General features: G+C 44.2%; 20 protein-coding genes. 9 read left to right on the top strand and 11 right to left on the bottom strand.

Annotated features, from left to right (window positions below; genetic code table 11):
* Nucleotides 1-386 (bottom strand): ABC transporter substrate-binding protein (locus tag B2089_RS01755; RefSeq protein ID WP_296322150.1); only part of this gene is annotated, 386 nt, incomplete at its 3' end.
* Between the two features lie 192 nt (nt 387-578).
* On the opposite strand from B2089_RS01755, the gene B2089_RS01750 reads away from it, so the two are divergent.
* The 4 genes from B2089_RS01750 (at nt 579) to B2089_RS01735 (ending at nt 4,810) form a co-directional block, all read left to right on the top strand.
* Nucleotides 579-1,496, top strand: coding sequence for an ABC transporter permease (locus tag B2089_RS01750; protein WP_296322147.1), 918 nt, complete (start codon nt 579-581; stop codon nt 1,494-1,496).
* 57 nt (nt 1,497-1,553) lie between these two features.
* The gene (locus B2089_RS01745) at nt 1,554-2,690 is read left to right on the top strand and encodes an adenine-specific methyltransferase EcoRI family protein (RefSeq protein WP_296322144.1); all 1,137 of its coding nucleotides are present in this window, start codon (nt 1,554-1,556) and stop codon (nt 2,688-2,690) included.
* A gap of 104 nt (nt 2,691-2,794) precedes the next feature.
* On the top strand, nt 2,795-3,886 hold the full coding sequence (locus B2089_RS01740) for a GmrSD restriction endonuclease domain-containing protein (RefSeq protein ID WP_296322141.1): 1,092 nt from the start codon (nt 2,795-2,797) through the stop codon (nt 3,884-3,886).
* A gap of 123 nt (nt 3,887-4,009) precedes the next feature.
* Nucleotides 4,010-4,810, top strand: a complete 801-nt coding sequence (locus B2089_RS01735) for an ABC transporter ATP-binding protein (RefSeq protein ID WP_296322138.1) — start codon at nt 4,010-4,012, stop codon at nt 4,808-4,810.
* Here the strand turns inward: B2089_RS01735 and B2089_RS01730 are convergent.
* Nucleotides 4,807-6,126: a DUF1015 domain-containing protein gene (locus B2089_RS01730; protein ID WP_296322135.1), complete on the bottom strand. Its 1,320-nt coding sequence runs from the start codon at nt 6,124-6,126 to the stop codon at nt 4,807-4,809. The genes B2089_RS01735 and B2089_RS01730 overlap by 4 nt on opposite strands.
* An 89-nt stretch (nt 6,127-6,215) precedes the next feature.
* On the opposite strand from B2089_RS01730, the gene rpoN reads away from it, so the two are divergent.
* On the top strand, nt 6,216-7,757 hold the full coding sequence (rpoN, locus tag B2089_RS01725; protein ID WP_296685585.1) for an RNA polymerase factor sigma-54: 1,542 nt from the start codon (nt 6,216-6,218) through the stop codon (nt 7,755-7,757).
* On the opposite strand, the gene B2089_RS01720 is transcribed toward rpoN, so the two are convergent.
* The 3 genes from B2089_RS01720 to B2089_RS01710 form a co-directional block, all read right to left on the bottom strand.
* Complete coding sequence (locus B2089_RS01720; RefSeq protein WP_296322129.1) at nt 7,758-8,192, bottom strand: type II toxin-antitoxin system VapC family toxin; 435 nt, start codon at nt 8,190-8,192, stop codon at nt 7,758-7,760.
* Between the two features lie 2 nt (nt 8,193-8,194).
* Nucleotides 8,195-8,497: a type II toxin-antitoxin system Phd/YefM family antitoxin gene (locus B2089_RS01715; protein WP_296322126.1), complete on the bottom strand. Its 303-nt coding sequence runs from the start codon at nt 8,495-8,497 to the stop codon at nt 8,195-8,197.
* Between the two features lie 99 nt (nt 8,498-8,596).
* Nucleotides 8,597-9,487, bottom strand: coding sequence for a PHP domain-containing protein (locus B2089_RS01710; RefSeq protein ID WP_296322123.1), 891 nt, complete (start codon nt 9,485-9,487; stop codon nt 8,597-8,599).
* A gap of 83 nt (nt 9,488-9,570) precedes the next feature.
* Here B2089_RS01710 and B2089_RS01705 point away from each other — a divergent pair, with 83 nt between their 5' ends.
* On the top strand, nt 9,571-10,809 hold the full coding sequence (locus B2089_RS01705; protein ID WP_296322120.1) for a Crp/Fnr family transcriptional regulator: 1,239 nt from the start codon (nt 9,571-9,573) through the stop codon (nt 10,807-10,809).
* Between the two features lie 71 nt (nt 10,810-10,880).
* Here the strand turns inward: B2089_RS01705 and B2089_RS01700 are convergent, their stop codons facing one another.
* From B2089_RS01700 to rnhA, 5 genes are all read right to left on the bottom strand, one after another.
* Nucleotides 10,881-11,765, bottom strand: coding sequence for a methyl-accepting chemotaxis protein (locus tag B2089_RS01700; RefSeq protein WP_296322117.1), 885 nt, complete (start codon nt 11,763-11,765; stop codon nt 10,881-10,883).
* 2 nt (nt 11,766-11,767) lie between these two features.
* On the bottom strand, nt 11,768-12,907 hold the full coding sequence (locus tag B2089_RS01695) for an FIST signal transduction protein (protein ID WP_296322113.1): 1,140 nt from the start codon (nt 12,905-12,907) through the stop codon (nt 11,768-11,770).
* Between the two features lie 68 nt (nt 12,908-12,975).
* The gene (locus B2089_RS01690) at nt 12,976-13,638 is read right to left on the bottom strand and encodes a hypothetical protein (RefSeq protein WP_296322109.1); all 663 of its coding nucleotides are present in this window, start codon (nt 13,636-13,638) and stop codon (nt 12,976-12,978) included.
* A gap of 111 nt (nt 13,639-13,749) precedes the next feature.
* Nucleotides 13,750-14,886: a hypothetical protein gene (locus B2089_RS01685; protein ID WP_296322106.1), complete on the bottom strand. Its 1,137-nt coding sequence runs from the start codon at nt 14,884-14,886 to the stop codon at nt 13,750-13,752.
* Nucleotides 14,887-14,908: 22 nt separating this feature from the next.
* Nucleotides 14,909-15,403 carry a ribonuclease HI gene (rnhA, locus tag B2089_RS01680; protein WP_296322104.1) on the bottom strand — a complete coding sequence of 165 codons (495 nt, stop codon included), beginning with the start codon at nt 15,401-15,403 and terminating at the stop codon, nt 14,909-14,911.
* Between the two features lie 219 nt (nt 15,404-15,622).
* Here rnhA and groL point away from each other — a divergent pair, with 219 nt between their 5' ends.
* From groL to B2089_RS01665, 3 genes are all read left to right on the top strand, one after another.
* Nucleotides 15,623-17,254: a chaperonin GroEL gene (gene groL, locus B2089_RS01675; protein WP_296685580.1), complete on the top strand. Its 1,632-nt coding sequence runs from the start codon at nt 15,623-15,625 to the stop codon at nt 17,252-17,254.
* 221 nt (nt 17,255-17,475) lie between these two features.
* The gene (locus tag B2089_RS01670; protein ID WP_296685573.1) at nt 17,476-17,712 is read left to right on the top strand and encodes a hypothetical protein; all 237 of its coding nucleotides are present in this window, start codon (nt 17,476-17,478) and stop codon (nt 17,710-17,712) included.
* 1 nt (nt 17,713) lies between these two features.
* Nucleotides 17,714-18,133: a PIN domain-containing protein gene (locus tag B2089_RS01665; RefSeq protein ID WP_296685570.1), complete on the top strand. Its 420-nt coding sequence runs from the start codon at nt 17,714-17,716 to the stop codon at nt 18,131-18,133.
* A 10-nt stretch (nt 18,134-18,143) separates the two neighbouring features.
* On the opposite strand, the gene B2089_RS01660 is transcribed toward B2089_RS01665, so the two are convergent.
* The coding region (locus B2089_RS01660; RefSeq protein WP_296685566.1) for a hypothetical protein at nt 18,144-18,359 on the bottom strand (216 nt) is incomplete at its 5' end.

The following is an 18,359-nucleotide window of genomic DNA, read 5'->3' as shown; positions in this document are numbered from 1 at the left end:
CCTGCCCCCAAAGGATCGGTAACAGTGCCGAATACAATTGGAATGTCGTCGATGGTGTTTGCCATTGCAAGGGCTACAGGAGTGGCGATTCCCACGGCAACATCAACCCGCTCGTCCTTGTATTTGAGGGCGATTTGACTGGCAGTGTTGGGGTCGCCATTGGCATTTTGCAAGTCGTAAGTGGCATTAATGCCGTTTTCTTTGAGCACATCGATGACTCCCTGCTCAACCGAGTCAAGGGCGACATGCTGAACGATTTTTGCAATGCCGATTTTATATGTTTTCTCTCCGATGTCGCCTGTGGCGGCAGTTTTTTTGTTGCAGCCGGCAAATGCAAAAAGCGCAAGGGCTGATGCAAAGACGGCCAGTGATTTTGTTGCTTTCATTTTTAAGTACCTCAAAAGATTATTTTCAGAAAGATGTTACTATAAAAAGAAACAAAATGTCAAGATGCGCTAGGCTATGGAAGCCCGAAGTAGCCGTAGGCTATGAGCGGCAGCGAAGGCTGGAACAGCCGACCTGCGTAAGCAGGGAGCGCCCAATTGCTCATTGCTCATTTTATCTATATTATAGAAGTTATGATTCAGGGAATTCTCATCGAAGGATTGATTTTTGGCATTATGGTTTTGGGCGTGTTCATGACTTTCCGCGTCCTGAATTTCTGCGATATGACGGTGGACGGCTCTTTTCCAATGGGAGCCTGCGTGCTTGCCGCCTGCCTCACCCACGGCATTTCTCCGGCTCCTGCCCTTCTGATTGTCTTTTTGGCGGGGCTTGGAGCAGGGCTTTGCACCACGGTGATTTACACCAAGCTCCGCATCCCCGACTTACTGGCGGGTATTCTGATGATGACCATGCTCTATTCGGTGAACCTGCGGGTCATGTCAAATCAGGCAAATGTGTCTTTTTTGCGGATTCCGACCATTTTTTCTTCGATCAAAGAATTCATGAAAGCGAATCTTCCAGCCCTCACTCCTGACTGGGGAATCGTCTTTTTTCTGGTGATTTTTGTCGGGCTTCTGCTGGTGATTTTGAACCTCTTTTTCTCCACGGATTTCGGCCTCACCATGGGAGCTTTGGGAAGCAATCCTCAGATGGTAATCTCTCAGGGAGTTGATCCGCGGATTGTGAGGGGCGTTGGAATCTGCTTCGGCGACGGACTTGCGGCTCTTTCTGGCGCTCTTTTTGCCATGTATTCGGGATTCGCCGATGTGGGAAGCGGAAGCGGTGTGGTGGTTTCGGGTCTGGCATCATTGATGCTCGGAGAATTTATAATCCGCTCGAACAAAATCGGCTGGCAGACCTTCCGCGTGATTTTAGGCTCAATTCTCTACCGCGCCCTCATGTTCATAGCCCGCCGATACGGCTACAACATCGGAATGAACGCCAACGACCTCAAGCTGATTACGGGCCTTATGATTATCGTCTGCCTGATTGTTAGCAAGCAGAATGTAGTCGGCTACTTCAAGGCGCATTTGAAACGAGCGGAAAAATAACCGCTTCTCAATCAGCAGAAAGTGGAAAAAACTCGTAAAAACTGATATATTTTAGATATGGCTCAGAACAAGGATTTGAATCAGGCTAAAGCTCAGAAAAACGACGAATTCTATACTCAGCTTTCCGACATCGAAAACGAGATGAGGCATTATCGCTCTCATTTCAAGGGAAAGACCGTTTTCTGTAACTGTGATGATCCGTATGAAAGCAATTTCTTTAAGTACTTTGCCATATACTTTAATTCATTGGGCTTAAAAAAACTGATTGCGACCTGCTACCGCGGAAGCCCGATTTCTTATACCGAATTGCCGCTCTTCCCGGAACTTTCGCCAGAGGTAAAGGAAATCCGCCCGCCTTACAAAGCCGTGATTACGGAAGTTGCCGACTATAATAATGACGGTGCCGTAGATTTGGCTGATGTGGAATGGCTTTTACAGAATAAAAAAAATTCCTGTGAACTTCTGAAAGGCGACGGTGATTTTAGAAGCGATGAGTGTATTGAACTTCTTAAAGAAGCTGATATTGTCGTCACGAATCCGCCTTTCAGTCTCTTCCGTGAATTTGTCGCACAGCTTATGAAATACGATAAGAAATTCATAATAATCGGAAGCCAGAACGCGATTCACTATAAAGAGATTTTTCCGCTCATTCAGCAGAACAGGCTTTGGCTTGGCTATGGATTCAATGGTGGAAACGCTTATTTCTCCATTCCCAAGAGTAAGTCGCGGGATTTTGCGCAGGGCGTATATGACTCAGAAAACGGACTGGTAAAATTCCGAAACTGCGAGTGGTTTACAAATCTGGATGTCGCAAAACGACACGAAGAAATGATTCTGACAAAAAAATATGTTCCGTCAGATTATCCCAGATACTTTAATTATGACGCAATTGATGTCAGCAGAATAGCAGATATACCGGAAGATTATATGGGAGAAATGGGTGTTCCCGATACTTTTTTGGAACAATACAATCCTGACCAATTTGAAATTATCGGGATTGGAACTGATGTCCCCAAAACAATGGTGCATACGGTAAACGGAGATGAAATCCAATATATAAAAGATGGCAAAGTCATTTGGTCAACTTCATATACAGTTACTGAACGCAAAGCCGGCAATTCTTTGAGGCTTGATGATAATGGAAAACCTGGAAAAATGCCGTTTTCGCGTGTAATTATCCGACGAAAACAATAAAATTCAAAAATTTTTCAAAAAAATTGATTTTTTTCCGTTTACATTGCCGGAAATCACTTTTTTTCGCCTATATATATGTAGAACGAAAAAAGGAGCATAAAAATATGAAAATTGAACTTCATGAAATCACTGTACGGGAAGTAGCTGAAAACTATTCTGACAATGCCGAAAACGGAGTTATCGGTTATAACGGACGGCTGAATATCCGTCCTGCATTTCAGCGGGAATTTATCTACAAAGAAAAGCAGAGAAATGAAGTCATAAAAACTGTGCAAAAAGGCTTTCCCCTCAATGTCATGTACTGGGTTAAAAATGATGATGGTAATTTTGAGTTGCTTGATGGTCAGCAAAGAACAATAAGCCTTTGTCAGTATGTGAATGATGATTTCTCTCTTGACCACCGGGCATTCTCGAATCTCACAAAAACTGAGCAGGAACAGATATTAAGTTACAAACTGATGATTTATATCTGCGAGGGCAATGACCGTGAAAAATTAGACTGGTTCAAGACAATCAACATTGCCGGCGAACAGCTGACAAACCAAGAGCTTCGCAACGCAATGTACACAGGCGAATGGCTTTATGAGGCAAAACGCTATTTTTCAAAAACAACTTGTCCTGCATGGCAAATCGCCGAAAAATATCTGAGCGGGTCTGCAATCCGTCAGGACTATCTTGAAACGGCTCTCCGCTGGATTTCTGCCCGTGACGGCATTGAAATCGAAGATTATATGTCCGCCCATCAGCACGACGCAAACTGCAACGAACTTTGGCTTTACTTCAAATCTGTCATCGACTGGCTGCAGGTAATTTTCCCGAATTACCGCAAGGAAATGAAAGGCCGGGACTGGGGCATTCTCTTCAACAAATACGGCAAAAATCAGTATGATGCAAAAACTCTTGAAGCACGAATCGTTGAGCTTATGGAAGATGATGATGTCACCAACAACGGCGGAATCTACGAGTATCTTCTGGGCGGAGAAGAAAAACTCCTTTCAATCCGTTCGTTCACTCCAAAAATGGCAAGGGCAGCTTTTGAGAGGCAAAGGGGCATTTGTCCTAAATGCGGTAAAAGTTTTAAAATCGAACAGATGCAGGCAGATCACATTACACCGTGGAGTAAGGGCGGAAAAACACTCGCCGAAAACTGCCAGATGCTTTGCGCTGACTGCAACAGGCGAAAAAGTAATGTGTAATCATCTCCATGACGGAAAGTGAAGTTGTGGCGGACTTGTTTTTAGTTTTCAGAAAAGTGAGTCTTTCAAAATCCCCGCCCCCACGCATTTGAAACTTCACCGAATATCCACTATGATTTAATCATGCTTACACTTTCAAACATCGGAATCACTTTCAACGCGAAGACTCCTGACGAGAACACCGCGCTTAAAAACATAAACCTTCACATCAACCGGGGCGATTTTATAACGGTAATCGGCTCCAACGGTGCCGGAAAATCCACGCTTTACAATGTAATTGCGGGCACATTAAAGCCCACGACCGGCACGATTCTGCTCACGGCGAAAGAGGGAGAGGAGCCTAAAAACATCACCGGTGACGCTGAGTACAAGCGGGCGCGTTACATCGGCCGTATTTTCCAGAATCCACTTTTGGGAACGGCTGGCAAAATGAGCCTTGAAGACAACATGATGATTTGCTACAAAAAAGGCTTTAAGGGCCTGAAGATTTCACTCAACAACAAAATGCGGGATTATTTCCGGGAGCAGTTAAAAGTACTGAACATGGGCTTGGAAAACCGCCTCAACGACAATGTGGAGCTTTTTTCTGGCGGGCAAAGGCAGGCTCTCACCCTTTTGATGGCCGTTATGAGTAAGCCTAGTCTTCTTCTCCTCGACGAGCACACTGCCGCCCTTGATCCGACCAACGCCGCAATCATCATGGATTTGACCCGCCGCTTTGCCCAGGAATACAATCTTACGGTCATGATGGTCACTCACAACATGCAACATGCCTTGGATTTCGGTAACCGCCTGATTATGATGGACAAGGGCGAAATCATCAGCGACATTTCCGGCCAAGAAAAAAAAGAGCTGACGATGGATTCAATCGTCGAGCTCTTCAAGAAAATCAAAGTGAATAATGATAATATAATGCTGAATTAGAACAGCTTTCTTGCTTCCACATAGAAGCGCTTTTCGCTGGCCTCACCCATTGAGAATGATTTTCGCGGGAGAGGGCCACGGCCGTTAATCGTGGCGAAGAAGCTGTCTTTTGCGATTGGCGGTAAGAGGATTGAGACGGCATTTTCTTTATGACCAAGTTTTACAATGTCTTCCGTGCCGTGAATGTAGTCGATGTCATTCTTTTTGTCCTTAGATTTTGCGTCTAAGTATTCATCAAGAACCGGCTGCAGGGCGGCGATTGCCAAATCGGTGATTTCAGTTTCCAGAACGCAGAGTTTTTCCTTTCCGCCTTCCGTAGCGATAAAGCCGTAGCGGGCACCCTTTGCTTTTTTGTCAGCGACGAAATCTTCAAGTTCTTTTTCAGAGGCAAATGATTTTAATTCACCGCCAAGTTTTTCTTCGATAAAGAGAATGAGTTTTCCCGCATCCTGATTGAAAATGACACGGTGAATCGGCTCGAAAGTAAGCCCTTCATCATAAATATTCACGATTTCGACCAGAGCGTAGCGGACAGGGGAATTAATCAAATCATCGCCTGAAAGAGTCTTTTTGTGCTCGTCCCAGACAGCCTTCGCCGTGGCAAGGGAGTGGTTTCCGTCGCCCACGGCAAAAAGGAAGGTATTTCCGTCTTTGTCAGTGCCAGCTTTGGCAAGTGAAGAAAGCGCAGTTTCCAGAAGAGATGCAGTCTTTTCGCCTTTTACAGCCCAGCCCGTGATGTGGCCGGAATTCAACATCAGCTCGCCGTCGTAAACAGGATTTTCGCCCTTGGCAAGTTTTCCGGCTCCGCCAACAAGCTCATCTTTAGGGTCGTTTGCAAGCAGCATGATGTGGGGAAGTTCCAGAGCCGCGCCAGTGCGGATTTTCATTCTCGGAGGAATTCGCTCAGGCACTGTAGCTTCCGTGGCACGAATCAGAGCCTTTGAACCGGGCTTCCACTCGTATTTTTCCAAATCCACAGCCAAAACAAGGCCTTTTCGGGTGCGTCCGTACTCTGTTTTTCGCTCGATGTAAATACATTCCTCGCCGGAAGCAAAAATCCCGGAGTCAAGGTAAGATTTCATGGTCTCATGGATTTTTTTGATTCGCGCTTCCCCGTCACCGTCATTCAAATAGACTTCCGGGAAAATCAGATTGAGCGTGGAGAGATTTTGCCCGGCAGCTTTTGCCGCATTTGCCCAATATTCTTTATCCTGAGTGTACTGATCACAGGCAATCACAGACCAAGATTTCAAATCAACAGTTTTTGGCAGCAAGATTTCAGGAATCTGCACGCCGTATTTTTCAAAAGTTTTCATAATGAAAGAATTATAGCACACAAAGCGGGGGGAAGTCTCCCCTTAAAATCCCCATTTTCAATTTTCTGTTTTCCGTTTATAATTTTCTCATGGCCGATTTCCCGCAGATGTCTTTTCAGCAGCGCACTTCTCAAAATATGGCTCAGACACAAGTCCAGAAGATGAGTCAGACTCAAATCATGTCGCTGAATCTGCTGGCTATGTCTTCTGCTGACTTACGGAAGGAAATTTACGCTCAGGCGGGGAAAAATCCTGCCCTGGAGATTGTGCGTGACTCTATGGAATCAGGCGTTTCTTCTTCACGCAGGGAAGTTTCGGCTTCTTCCAGATTTTCGGACAACACCCGCTACGGCTCTGCAAGCGCAAGCGGTAGCGCGGCAAGCGACAATTTTCAGGCCGCCCTTGAAAGCACTTCTGATGAACGGGAGCCGCTGACCGACCATCTGGAACATCAGCTTAACGCCATGAACATTTCAGAGGAAGAAAAAGCTCTCTGCCTCAAGCTGATTTACAACCTTGACGAAAAAGGCTTTCACATTCTCTCTCCAATTTCCTTTTTGAATCCAGAAAATCCCCTTCATACGCAAGAATTTTTGGATAAATGCCTTTGCCTTGTCCAGCACCTTGACCCGGTGGGAACTTGCACCAACAATTACAGGGAAAGCCTTTTCGTTCAGGCAAAAATTTCGGGTACTGCCAGCAATCTTGCCCTTTTTCTTCTGGAGACCAACGAGCATTTTGACTTTTTGAATCCGCCACAAATCCCAAAAATTCAGAAAAAACTGGCGGATTATCTTGGTCAGCAGAAAAAACTTAAATTCACTTCCAAAGATGGAATTTCCCTTACAAAAGACGATATTTCAAGCGAAGAAATAGAAAGCGCCCTTGATTTTATCAAGACCCTGGACCCCTATCCCGCCCGAAATTTCGGCACAAATACCACGAACTATGTCGCTCCCGATGTGATTGTCACAAAAAATCCCGAACCAGAGGAAGGAGAAGCGGAATTCACGGTTACTTTTGCCAGGGAATTCTTACCCAAAGTAGGCCTTTCAAAAGATTACACCGCCCTAATCAATTCAACAGAAAATATTCCCAACGACGGAAGCGAAAAATCCGAGCGGAAAAAGGCCGAGCTTAAATTCGCGAAGAACAGCGTAAACGAGGCAAAAGTCTTTATCGACAGCGTTCTCTACAGGGAAAGCACCATCCTAAAAGCCGCCCAGGAAATCGTAGCCGCCCAAAGCGAATTCTTCAAAAAAGGCCCCCGCTACCTTGCCCCACTTCGGCAGAAAGACATTGCGGAAAAGCTTGGCGTTCACGAAACCACGATTTCCCGCATGGCAAGCTCCAAATACTTAGCCTGCGAGTGGGGCATTTTTCCCATCAGCTATTTTTTCACGAATGCGGTGAAAGCAGAATCGCCTTCAAGCGAAAATCCTGCCTCCCTTTCAAAAGAGGCCGTCAAATACGAAATCGCGGAAATCCTCGAAGAACACAAAAAGGACAAAAAAGCCCTCTCCGACCAGAAAATCTCAGACCTGCTGGCAGAAAAGGGCATAAAAGTCGCCCGCCGAACCGTAGCCAAATACCGTGGCGAGCTGAATATTAATTCAAGTTACGAGCGGTAATTATTCTTCAAACCAATTTTCCATCATGAGGGGCGAAACTTCCTGAATCGGCTCGAAGTGCTTTGTATTCCTTGTGACAAGAATCATGCAATTTGACACAGCAATCGACGCGATTTGTGAATCGGGGAACTCAACCGACCTGCCCTTTTCTTTGAGCCGGGAACGGATATCCGCATGAATCCACGCCGCATGATTGTCGTAGTGGATAACACCGTACTTTGCCTGAATGTCATTGACTAAATCTTCAAATAAAGCCTGTTTTTTCTTGCCTTCCGCCATTATATTCACGCCGTAAAGCAATTCATTCCAGACGGTTGAAGGAATGGCACAAAATTTTTCGTTTTTATGAATCATCCGAACGATATTTTCATTTGGTTTTGGCTTAAAGACCTCAGAAATGATATTCGTATCCAGCAAATAGAAAGGTTTTACCATGCTCACACCTCATCAAAGATGTGCTCATCGCCAGCACGACCGAAACAATCTCGTTCCCGAAGAGAATCGAAATATTCAGTATAATCAAAATCATCGTCATCAAGACCATATTTCTTGTGTCGTTCCCGAATTGTCTCCACGACACTTTTTGGCTTTGAGACCGACATGGCTTCGTAATCTTCTTTTGAAATGATAAAAGCGACTTCCTTGTTACGACGGCTGATGGCAACAGGTCCTTCAGTTTCGGCTTTGTGGATAAAAAATGGCAGGCGGTTTTTCGCCTCAAAAATAGGCACTGCGTTCATAAGCTCCTCCAGAATCAGAATCTAAAGGAAGTATAAATGCCTTATAGCTATCTGTCAATTAAATAGCCATACACCGCATTATGAATTATGCATTATAAATTATGCATTGCTCTTACACCACTCCGTTTCACGCCAGTTAAAATCTCCTAGATGAGGCAGAAGTTCTTCAAAATAAAAGCGGTCTTCTATCTTGCGGTCTCCGCTTGTTTTTCCCAAATGCCGGTCTGCCCTCACTCCCTTTCCGTGAAAGTCACTCCCCGCGGTGACGAACATTCCCAGTTTTTTTGCAAGTTGTTCTAGTTTAAATCCCTCATTGATTCTTGCCGCCGGATGCCATGCTTCCAGACCTTCGACTCCGTGATTTTTGATTTTTTCGATTGTCTCGTCCATTTTGCCCCATGAAACATAAAGCGAGAGAGGATGGGCCAAAACCGGAACTCCGCCCGCCGAACGAATCGCTTCCACCGCCACATCCAAGTCCGCGCCTTCGTGAGTCGCGTAATAAGGCCGCCCCTTTCCCAAAAAACGGTCAAAGGCTTCCTGCCTGTGCTTAACCTTACCTATCTTCATTAAATAGGAAGCAAAATGAGGACGGCCAATCTGACTTTCCGCAAAAAGCCCTTCAATTTCTTCAAGAGTGACTTCAATTCCGTCCAGATTCATTTTATCGACGATTTCTTGGTTCCGATTACGACGATATTCCGTTAAATCAGCGACTAAATCTTTTAAATCCTGTGAATATCGCCTGAGGCCCATTCCCAAAAGGTGAAATTCTCCGCTGGGCCAGCGCACATTGATTTCGATTCCCGGAAGAAAAATGATTTGGCTTTCACTCTGAGCGCAAGTTTTCGCCGCTTCATAAAGTCCGTCAACCGTATCGTGGTCAGTGAGTGCCCAGACTTTTAGTTTTTTCCCAATAGCGTATTCTGCGGCTTCTTTAGGACTGAAAATGCCGTCCGAGGCTGAGGAATGAGAATGAAGGTCAATCATAAAAAAAATAATAGCATATTTTCAATTCTTGTGTTATACTTATAATGATTTTCTTTAATTTTTGAATCGGGAGCACAGAAAATATGCCAAAGGCGATTTCATACACAAAAGGTTCAATAATTTACTTTGAAGGTGACACAGATGACCGTGTTTTCATTCTCCAAAAAGGTCGCGTTGTTATCACCACAACTGATGTCGAGACAAAACTCCAAACAACGGAGCAGGTCAAACAGGGTGAATTTTTTGGCGTAAAATCAGCAATCGGTCATTTCCCCCGCGAAGAAACCGTTATGACCTTGGAGGACTCAACTTGTATCGCCATGTCTTCGCAGGAATTTGAAAATCTTTTCAGCAATAACAAGCAACTCATCATGAAAATGCTCAAAGTTTTCTCGAACCAGTTGCGCCAAATTCACAAAAAGACAGAATCCGTCCTTAACAAAAACGATTCTGTCAATCAAATGAGCGGTCTTTACTCTGTCGCAAAAGCATTCCAGGAAGACAGTAAATGGCAGAGTTGTCTTGATGTTTGTAAAACTTATCTCAAATTATACCCTCTCGCACCTCATGTAAAAGAAATAAAAGAAATGCTTCTCAAGGCGAATGCTTATGTTAAAAAGGGTGTTTCTTCTTCTGACGGCTATGATGAGGATGCGGCTGAAGGCGGAAATTCAATCAAACTTTTTGAACTTCCTGCATTCAAACGCTTTGAAAAACACTACGAAAACGGTCAGGTTATCATCACAGAATTTGAACGAGGCGAAACATTCTATCTCATTCAGAGCGGTACCGTTCAGCTCACAAAATGCGTAAACGAATCAAACAAAAATCTCGACATTTTAAAGCCGGGTGAATTTTTCGGTGAAATGGCTATTCTCGACAACTCTCCTCGCTCTGCTACTTGTGTGGCTCGTGGTCATGTCGAATGCCTTGAATTCAATAAGGCAAACTTTGAGATGCTTATCACTGGTAACCCGCAACTTGCCCTTATCCTTTTAAAACTTTTCTGCAAGCGAATTTACGATCAAAAACGCCGCCTCAAGATTCTTGTTATCGCAGATCCACAGGCTCGTCTTGCTGATGTATTCTGTATGTTCAACGAAATGAATCCTGTTCCTGTGAGCGCAGACCGACGAAGAAAATTTAATGTTACAGAATCAGATATCGTGCATTGGTCAGGCTTACCGCAGAACATCGTAAGAGACGAAATGAAACATTTCACAATGTCACGCAAAGTCGAAATCTTTGACAATTATATGGTAGTCAACAATATTGCCGATATGCAGCGAATCGTTGATTCCCGCACAAACTCAAAAAAATAGATAAAAAAAAAGGGCTGTCCTAGAAGTTATTCAAAACTTCACAAAGGACAGCCGTTTTTTTTTGCTCTTTTTTAATCCTGTGTCTGCAAATCTTTGAAAATCGCTTTAAGCTCGTAGACGAATGAATACAAATCGTTGAAAAGCATTTCGTTGTCGCTGGCGCATTTTACGAAAAGCTGAAGATTCTCTTCATTTACTCTCTCATTTGCTTTTACATTCTTGATGACATCGTTGATTCCGCGCACATTGTTTTCGATTACGGAGCCGATTCGCCCAATGTTCATATTTGAAGAAGCGTTTGCCTCCCGCACCTGAGTGAATGTGTTGAGCGTGTTTTCAGTTTCACTTGCAAGATTTTCAAGGTCAGCAGAGTTTTTCTGTGTGATTTTTTCGAGACTTGCGATTGAATTTACGAGATTCTCGACATTGTGGTTGATTTCTTCGGAAGTTTTGCTCGTATCATTTGAAAGTTTTTTGACTTCATTCGCAATAACACGGAATCCTTTACCCGCATTTCCAGCACGCGCCGCCTCAATTGAAGCATTGAATGAAAGCAAGTTCGTCTGAGCCGAAATATTCTGAATATCAGCAATTTGACCAGAAATCACTTTTGCCTGAGAGATAAGATTCTCAAACTGAGCCGCATATTTTCGCTGCTCTTGCTCGATTTCATCAACAGAATTGCGGAGAGCCTGAATTGCCTGAGCAATCGTGCCGAGTCGCTGAATGTTTCCTTCAACGCTCTCGGAAATCTGCCGGTTGCCGGCCTCCATTTCATTGGTATCTTCAAGCAACTTCTGAAGAGCAAGCTGCTGTTCCTGTGCCGCCTGTGCTTGAGCCTCCCGGCTTTCGAGATATTTTTTAAGGAAGTCGCCGCCGATTGCATCTTTTGCAAGATATGTAATCAAAGTCTCAACGGTATCGATTCCACTTTTTATAAGATTAATTGAATCCATTTTTAGTCTCCCATTACCAAACTGACAAGTGTCTGATTACAGTGAACGCGCCCAATCTGCTCGCCGTAGCAAGAGAAGCCGCAGAATGTGGGGAAAGTCTGCTGATATTTTCGGATAATGTTTGATGCGATGCGCATACGGTCAAATGCCATCGTTCGGGTGATACATGTCATGAGAAGGGTGAATTTCGGGCTTGGAATTGCCTCTTTGATTCCTGCACAAGTCTCATCACATTTGGCTTCTGGATCGCCGATGTGCATCATCTCCAGAGTTGAGTTTGGAACGACCCGAGCAAAAAGAGAGCATGAGCCGTCAGCAGCAAAGCCTGCAAGCGCCGCAATATGGATTGAGCCGTTGATGTGACGACCGAAAGGATTTTCGAAAGTCATGCCCTCAGCCTCGCTTTCTGAAACACCAAGCTGCTGGGCATAGACAGATTTTGCGCTCTGACCGTTGAGGCGGAAAATCGTACGGTTGATTGTATCCGACTGGGTGACATAAATCGTTTTGCCAGTAGGATTGAAGATGTCTTCCTGACGGATGTCGAATTTGCAGCCGGTTTTTACGAACAGGAAAGCGGCTCCGTCCTGGGTGGTTTTACCGTTGTAACTTACGAAAGTTTTTGCCTCGCTGCCAGTAAAGCCAGCCGTTCCACCTGCAAGAGCGAATTTGTCGTTCTTAATGATTGAGTAGAAATTTGAAAGAATGGTTTCTTCAGCATTAAAAACACCGTTGATAAAAGCAATAGCAAATGCAGAACGATGAGAAGATTGGTCGCCACAAGAAATTCCCGCCGAACGGAGAGCAGCTTCGATGTCAGCCTTGTTTGCCACAGGATATTTACTGCCGTTTTCGACAAGCACGCCCTTTACTTTTGTGCGGCTGTCGCTCATTGTCGTAAGAACGACGGAATCATTTTGGAAACCGTTTAAGTCAATTTCACCGGCTGTACTCGCACCGATGACTTCACAATTAGGGAATTTTTCTTTTATTGCCACAGAAAGAGCAGCAAAATCATATTTGATTGCGGCCATAAAGATAACCGCATTGTATGAATCGGGGCTTCCGTGCAACTGACGAACCAAATCATCCGCCGCTCCCTGAGCATCACCGATTTTTGTTGAAACTACTTCTTGTACCATATAAAGTTTCTACCTCGACCGTTTTTAGTCTATCTATTATAGTACGAAATTAAGATTTTTGGCAAATTTTATTTATAAGAAATTTTAAAAGCAAATGAAAGGATCATGGCGTCAATTCCATTTCCGTTTATGATAGAACCAAGCGGGATATAAGAACGGACTTCACCGCCAATTTTCCAAACATCTGAAAAAATGTATGAATAGGAAAAGGCAAGTTCAGGATAGAGAAAATTCAAATCGCTGTAAAAATCACTGTTGATACTTGAAACATCCTCACTCGCAGTGCTTTTTCCGTCAGAATTTTTATCATCAGGGTTTACTCCACCAGAAAGAACACCGATTCTAACAAAGAGTCCAAGCCCTCCCGTAAGCGAAAAGTGATGTTTCTGAGACTCTCCGCGCTTCCATGTATAACCGCCAGTTAAATCTAACATGGCTGAAAGAGCCGTAGCCGTACGATTCTCAGCTTCAGCAGGCTGCGCCCTTTCACCGTCCCAAAGATAATAATTTGTAAAAAAGGAGCCGTGTGGCTGAAGCACAACATTGTCTTTTATAAAAAAATCTCCACCAATGCCAAAGGAATACATGACTGGAGAGGGAGCCGACTTTGTAGAATCATCCGTGTTGAGCATGAGTTTTGGTCCAAGAGTGAAAAACAGAGACTTATCAAGCCCAAAAAGAGAGAAAATTGAAAGCTGAAAAATAAAAAGTGAAAAAAATATTTTTTTCATAATCGATGCGTTAGGGATTGTAGGGGCGCGATAGCGTTCGCGGAGCGAATGGAGCATTTGCGGAACCCGCGAAAAGCCCGACCCTGCGAAGCAGGGGAACGCCCCTTAATTCTAACTTTTATAGAACAATTTTTCCATATCGACTGTAAGGAATCCGCTTCGTCCAGTCTTGTAGAAATCACTTTCTTCCCAGGCTACGATGAGGTATTTTCCGCTCAGGGCAAAGGCCTGATATGAATACCGGGATGGAAGTTTTGGAAGACGGAAGGCTACGGTTTTGCCGCCGTTGATAAGTGGAAGCCCGTCCAGAGAGCCGCAGAAATATGTCGTGCCGTCTCCGAAAACCGCGCAAATCCAGTTGTCTTTGATGATCGCGTTTGCGACCATGCCGTCTTCGTCCAGTCCGTTTGAAAAATAGCGGGGAGATGAGCCGCCTGCGTCTCGGCAAGTAAGCACGAAATCAAAATCTTTGGGAATGGATTTCAGAAGGAGCTTGAGCCGGAGAGGTGCTTTTGAAAAATCTTCGGGAGTAACAAGATTTCGGTAGCTGGATTCTGAGATTTCCGAGACAGAGATGCTGCCAGTTGATTGAGTCGATGCAAAAGGCTGGACGCTTGCCAAATCAACGAGGGATTTCCACTTAATATAATGGAAAGTAACTTTATTGTTTTTGGTGGATTTGACCGAGCTGAACCAATCAGTGCCGTCAAAAAATGTTCCTGTGACTTCTCCGGTCTGCTCAATGTTCAACTCGCCGTAAGTGACGACAGGGAAAAACATTTTCTGTTCGGTTGAGAGCCTAATGATGTGGCTTTGATTAGGATTCTGGCTCGCAGTCTTATTGAAGAAAGAATTCTTGACCAGGGTGAAAAAAGGAATACCGCTCTCAAAAACAAGATTTCCGGCAGTTGAGTCAGAAAAAAGCTGATAATCCTGAATCAGAGCAGGGGTATCGCTTTCATCAAAATAAAGGGCGCCAAGATGGTTCACGAGAAGAATTGCCTTTCCGTCAGCGGTGATATTTCCGTCGCACACGCGAATGCTTTCCGTCCAGGGTTTGAGTGAATGAATCGGTGAATGTTGCGGCAAATCAGTTTCAGCATAGGAATCATTTGAAAAGTAAAACCATTTGTGATCGCTGGATTTTTGCTCCATTTGCATGGGTTCGGAGACAGTTTTCTTTTTTCCGCAAGCCGTAAGCAGGACAGAAAGAGTTAATATAGAAAGAATAATTCTCGACAATTTCATGAATTTATTTTCGGAGGAAAGCCTACTTTAATTTACTCATTTCGATTTGGCAGAGCTGATCGCAACGCTCGTTGTATTCCACTCCCGCGTGTCCTTTAACCCAGTTCCATTCCACATTGAGGGAAGAATTGAGAGCGTCAAGTTTCTGCCAGAGTTCCTGATTGAGGACGGGCTTTTTTGCCGCAGTCTTCCAGCCGTTTTTTTTCCAGTTGAGAATCCAGCTGGTGATGCCGTTTTTGACATACTGGCTGTCGATGTTCACTTGGATGGGATTGTTGCGGAGCCGCTCTGTGTTGTAGATTGCGCTCAGGGCAGAGATTGCCGCTGTGAGCTCCATGCGGTTGTTGGTGGTGAGTTTTTCACCGCCGGAAAGTTCACGGGCCTCTCCTTCTGCGATTACTACGCAAGCCCAGCCACCTACGCCGGGATTTCCCCAGCAGCCGCCGTCAGTGTATACGATTATTTTTTCGCCGGATGATTTCGGCTTCATTTCGTCAAAAGAAAATTCAGTCTGCATGAAAGAGAGTATACAAGAAAAGGGGAATGTACTCAAACCGTCAAGTTTCTTGAAAAGATGCGAAAGGAGATGCTTCACTAAAAACGGACAGCTCCATGGCCTGTTGTTTGTAAAAAAAAACTTGTCGATTCTCCTTTTTTTTATTATTTTTATTGCATAAGAAATTAAATGACGGCTCGGATTTTTCAGAAATCCAGCTGATAAGGAGAATAAAGTATTATGGCTAAACAGTTGATTTTCAATGAAGAAGCTCGCAAAAAGATGCTTTCTGGCGTTGAGCAGATTGCCCGCGCTGTAAAAGTAACTCTCGGACCTTGTGGCCGACTGGTTATGCTCGACAAAAAATTCGGCGCACCAACAATCACAAAAGACGGTGTTTCTGTCGCAAAGGAAGTTGAGCTCAAAGATCCTTATGAGAACATGGGTGCACAGCTTGTTCGTGAAGTTGCCTCAAAGACAAACGATGTTGCAGGTGACGGAACAACAACAGCTACAGTTTTGGCTTATGCTATCGTCCGCGAGGGGCTCAAGAGCGTTTCTGCCGGAATGACTCCAATTGAAATCAAACGGGGTATCGACAAAGCAACAGCAGTTGCAGTTGAGGCCATCAAAAAGAACAGCCGTGCAGTCAAAGGCAGCGAGGACATCACTCATGTCGCTACAATTTCTGCAAACAACGATCCTGAAATTGGTAAAATCCTTGCAGATGCAATCGAAAAGGTCGGAAAAGACGGCGTAATCACTGTTGAAGAATCAAAGAACATGGACACAACTGTTAAGACTGTTGAAGGTATGCAGTTCGACCGTGGATATATCTCATCTTACTTCGTAACAGACCGTGAGCGCATGGAAGTAAACTACAACGATGCTTACGTTTTGATTCACGACAAAAAAATCTCTACAATGAAAGACCTTCTCCCTGTTCTGGAGAAAGTTGCTCAGACAGGCAAACCGCTGGTAATCATCTGCGAAGACATGGACGGCGAGGCTCTGGCAACTCTCGTTCTCAACTCAATCCGTGGAACACTCAAGTGCGTTGCTGTTAAGGCTCCAGGCTTTGGTGACCGCCGAAAGGAAATGCTTCAGGACATCGCTATTTTGACTGGCGGTACAGTTATTTCTGAGGAATTGGGACTCAAACTTGAGACAACTGAATTGAATCAGCTCGGTCAGGTTAAGAGCGTCAAGATTGACAAAGACAACACGACTTTGGTTGACGGTGCTGGCTCTAAAGATGCAATCGCTGCCCGCGTCGCTGAAATCAAGGCTCAGGTTGAGAAATCAACTTCTGAGTACGACAAAGAGAAGCTCAAGGAGCGCCTTGCTAAACTCTCTGGCGGTGTAGCAGTAATCAACATCGGTGCTATCACAGAGACTGAGATGAAAGAGAAGAAGTTCCGCGTTGAGGACACACTTGCCGCAACCCGCGCTGCTCTCGAAGAAGGTATCGTTTGCGGTGGTGGTATCGCTTTGATTGAGGCTGCAAAAGCCCTCACAGACGACGCTGCAAAAGATTTGACTGAAGAAGAGAAAGTCGGATTCCGAATCGTCCGCCGTGCTCTTGAAGAGCCAATCCGCCAGATTGCTGAGAACGCAGGTGTTGACGGTGCAGTTGTTGCAGAAAAAGCAAAGAACGAAAAGAAAGGCACTGGTTACAATGCCCGCACAGGCAAGTGGGTTGATATGATGGCTGACGGTATCATCGACCCGGCTAAGGTAACACGAAGCGCATTGCAGAATGCCGCAAGCGTCGCCGGAATGCTCCTCACGACAGAATGTGCAATCACAGATATTCCAGAGCCACCGGCACCAGCAGCCGCACCAAACCCTGGAATGGGAATGGATTATTAAGGTAAATCCCTCACAGAGTTTTGGAGTACACAGAGAGAATAATGAAAGGGAAAGACTTTCGTAATTCTGAAAGCTCTCTGTGGTCTCTGTCCCTCTGTGAGAAGTTTTATAATCAGCTAGATATTCAAGGCTCGCTCCTTTTGGGGCGAGTTTTTTTGATTTAGCTTTTAGTGACAGTTTTTTGTTTCAATGTTATACTATTTTTTGATGGAGGCGTGCTTATGTCTTTTGCGCTTTTAGAAAAACAAGTACAAAGTTTACCACAAGAATTACAGAACAGCATTGAAATGTACGCATTGTTCGTAATAAATCAGTTTAAAAATGCCTCTAAAAAAAACGAAAAAAAACGCTCTGCTTCGGAAATTATCGAAAATCTTACAGGAATATTGGAAGAGCATGCACCTTTAACAATGAAAGAAGTTCGTGCGGAACGATTAAAAGAAAGATACGGAGTCTGATGTGACAGTTTTCTTGGATTCAAATATTATTCTTGATATTTTCCTTAAAAATAAAGATTTTTACGCAGAGAATCAAGAACTTTTCAAACTCCTCGACACACATCACAACATAGATTATTTTGTATCAGCAGCTTCTGCCACAGATATTTTCTACATTGCAAGCAAACATCTAAAGGATAAAGAAAAAACAAAAGAATACTTAAAATCCCTGTTTGAAATTGTTTCTATTGCAGGCATAGACGAGGCTTGTATAAAAAATGCACTTAACTCTTCTTGGAGTGATTTTGAAGATTCCGTGCAGCATGAGTCCGCACTTCAAATTGGGGCTGATTTCCTCGTTACAAGAAATGTAAATGATTTTAAGACAGCTTTCGTTGAGGTAATAACGCCGTCGGAATTTTTGAAGAAAGTCAGCCGATAAATATCGAACTTCAGTGGCTAAGTAAAAACTCAGCACAGCCCAATTCAGTGGATTCTGTCATACTCGCTCCGCAGGAAAGAAAGAGGTTTATAAATTCATCTAGTCGATTTGCAATTTTTAATCTTTCATCAAAAGAAGCTGAAAAAAATTTTTGTCGCTGACTGGCAATAAAAACAACTAATGGTGTTACTTCAAAATTTTCCTTGTGCATTACCGTTTCGGCTTT

The organism is Treponema sp. UBA3813 (genome assembly GCA_002368605.1).
GTDB lineage: Bacteria > Spirochaetota > Spirochaetia > Treponematales > Treponemataceae > Treponema_D.
The sequence above is the reverse complement of the archived record's forward strand: the minus strand, read 5'-3'. Positions and strand labels throughout refer to the sequence as shown.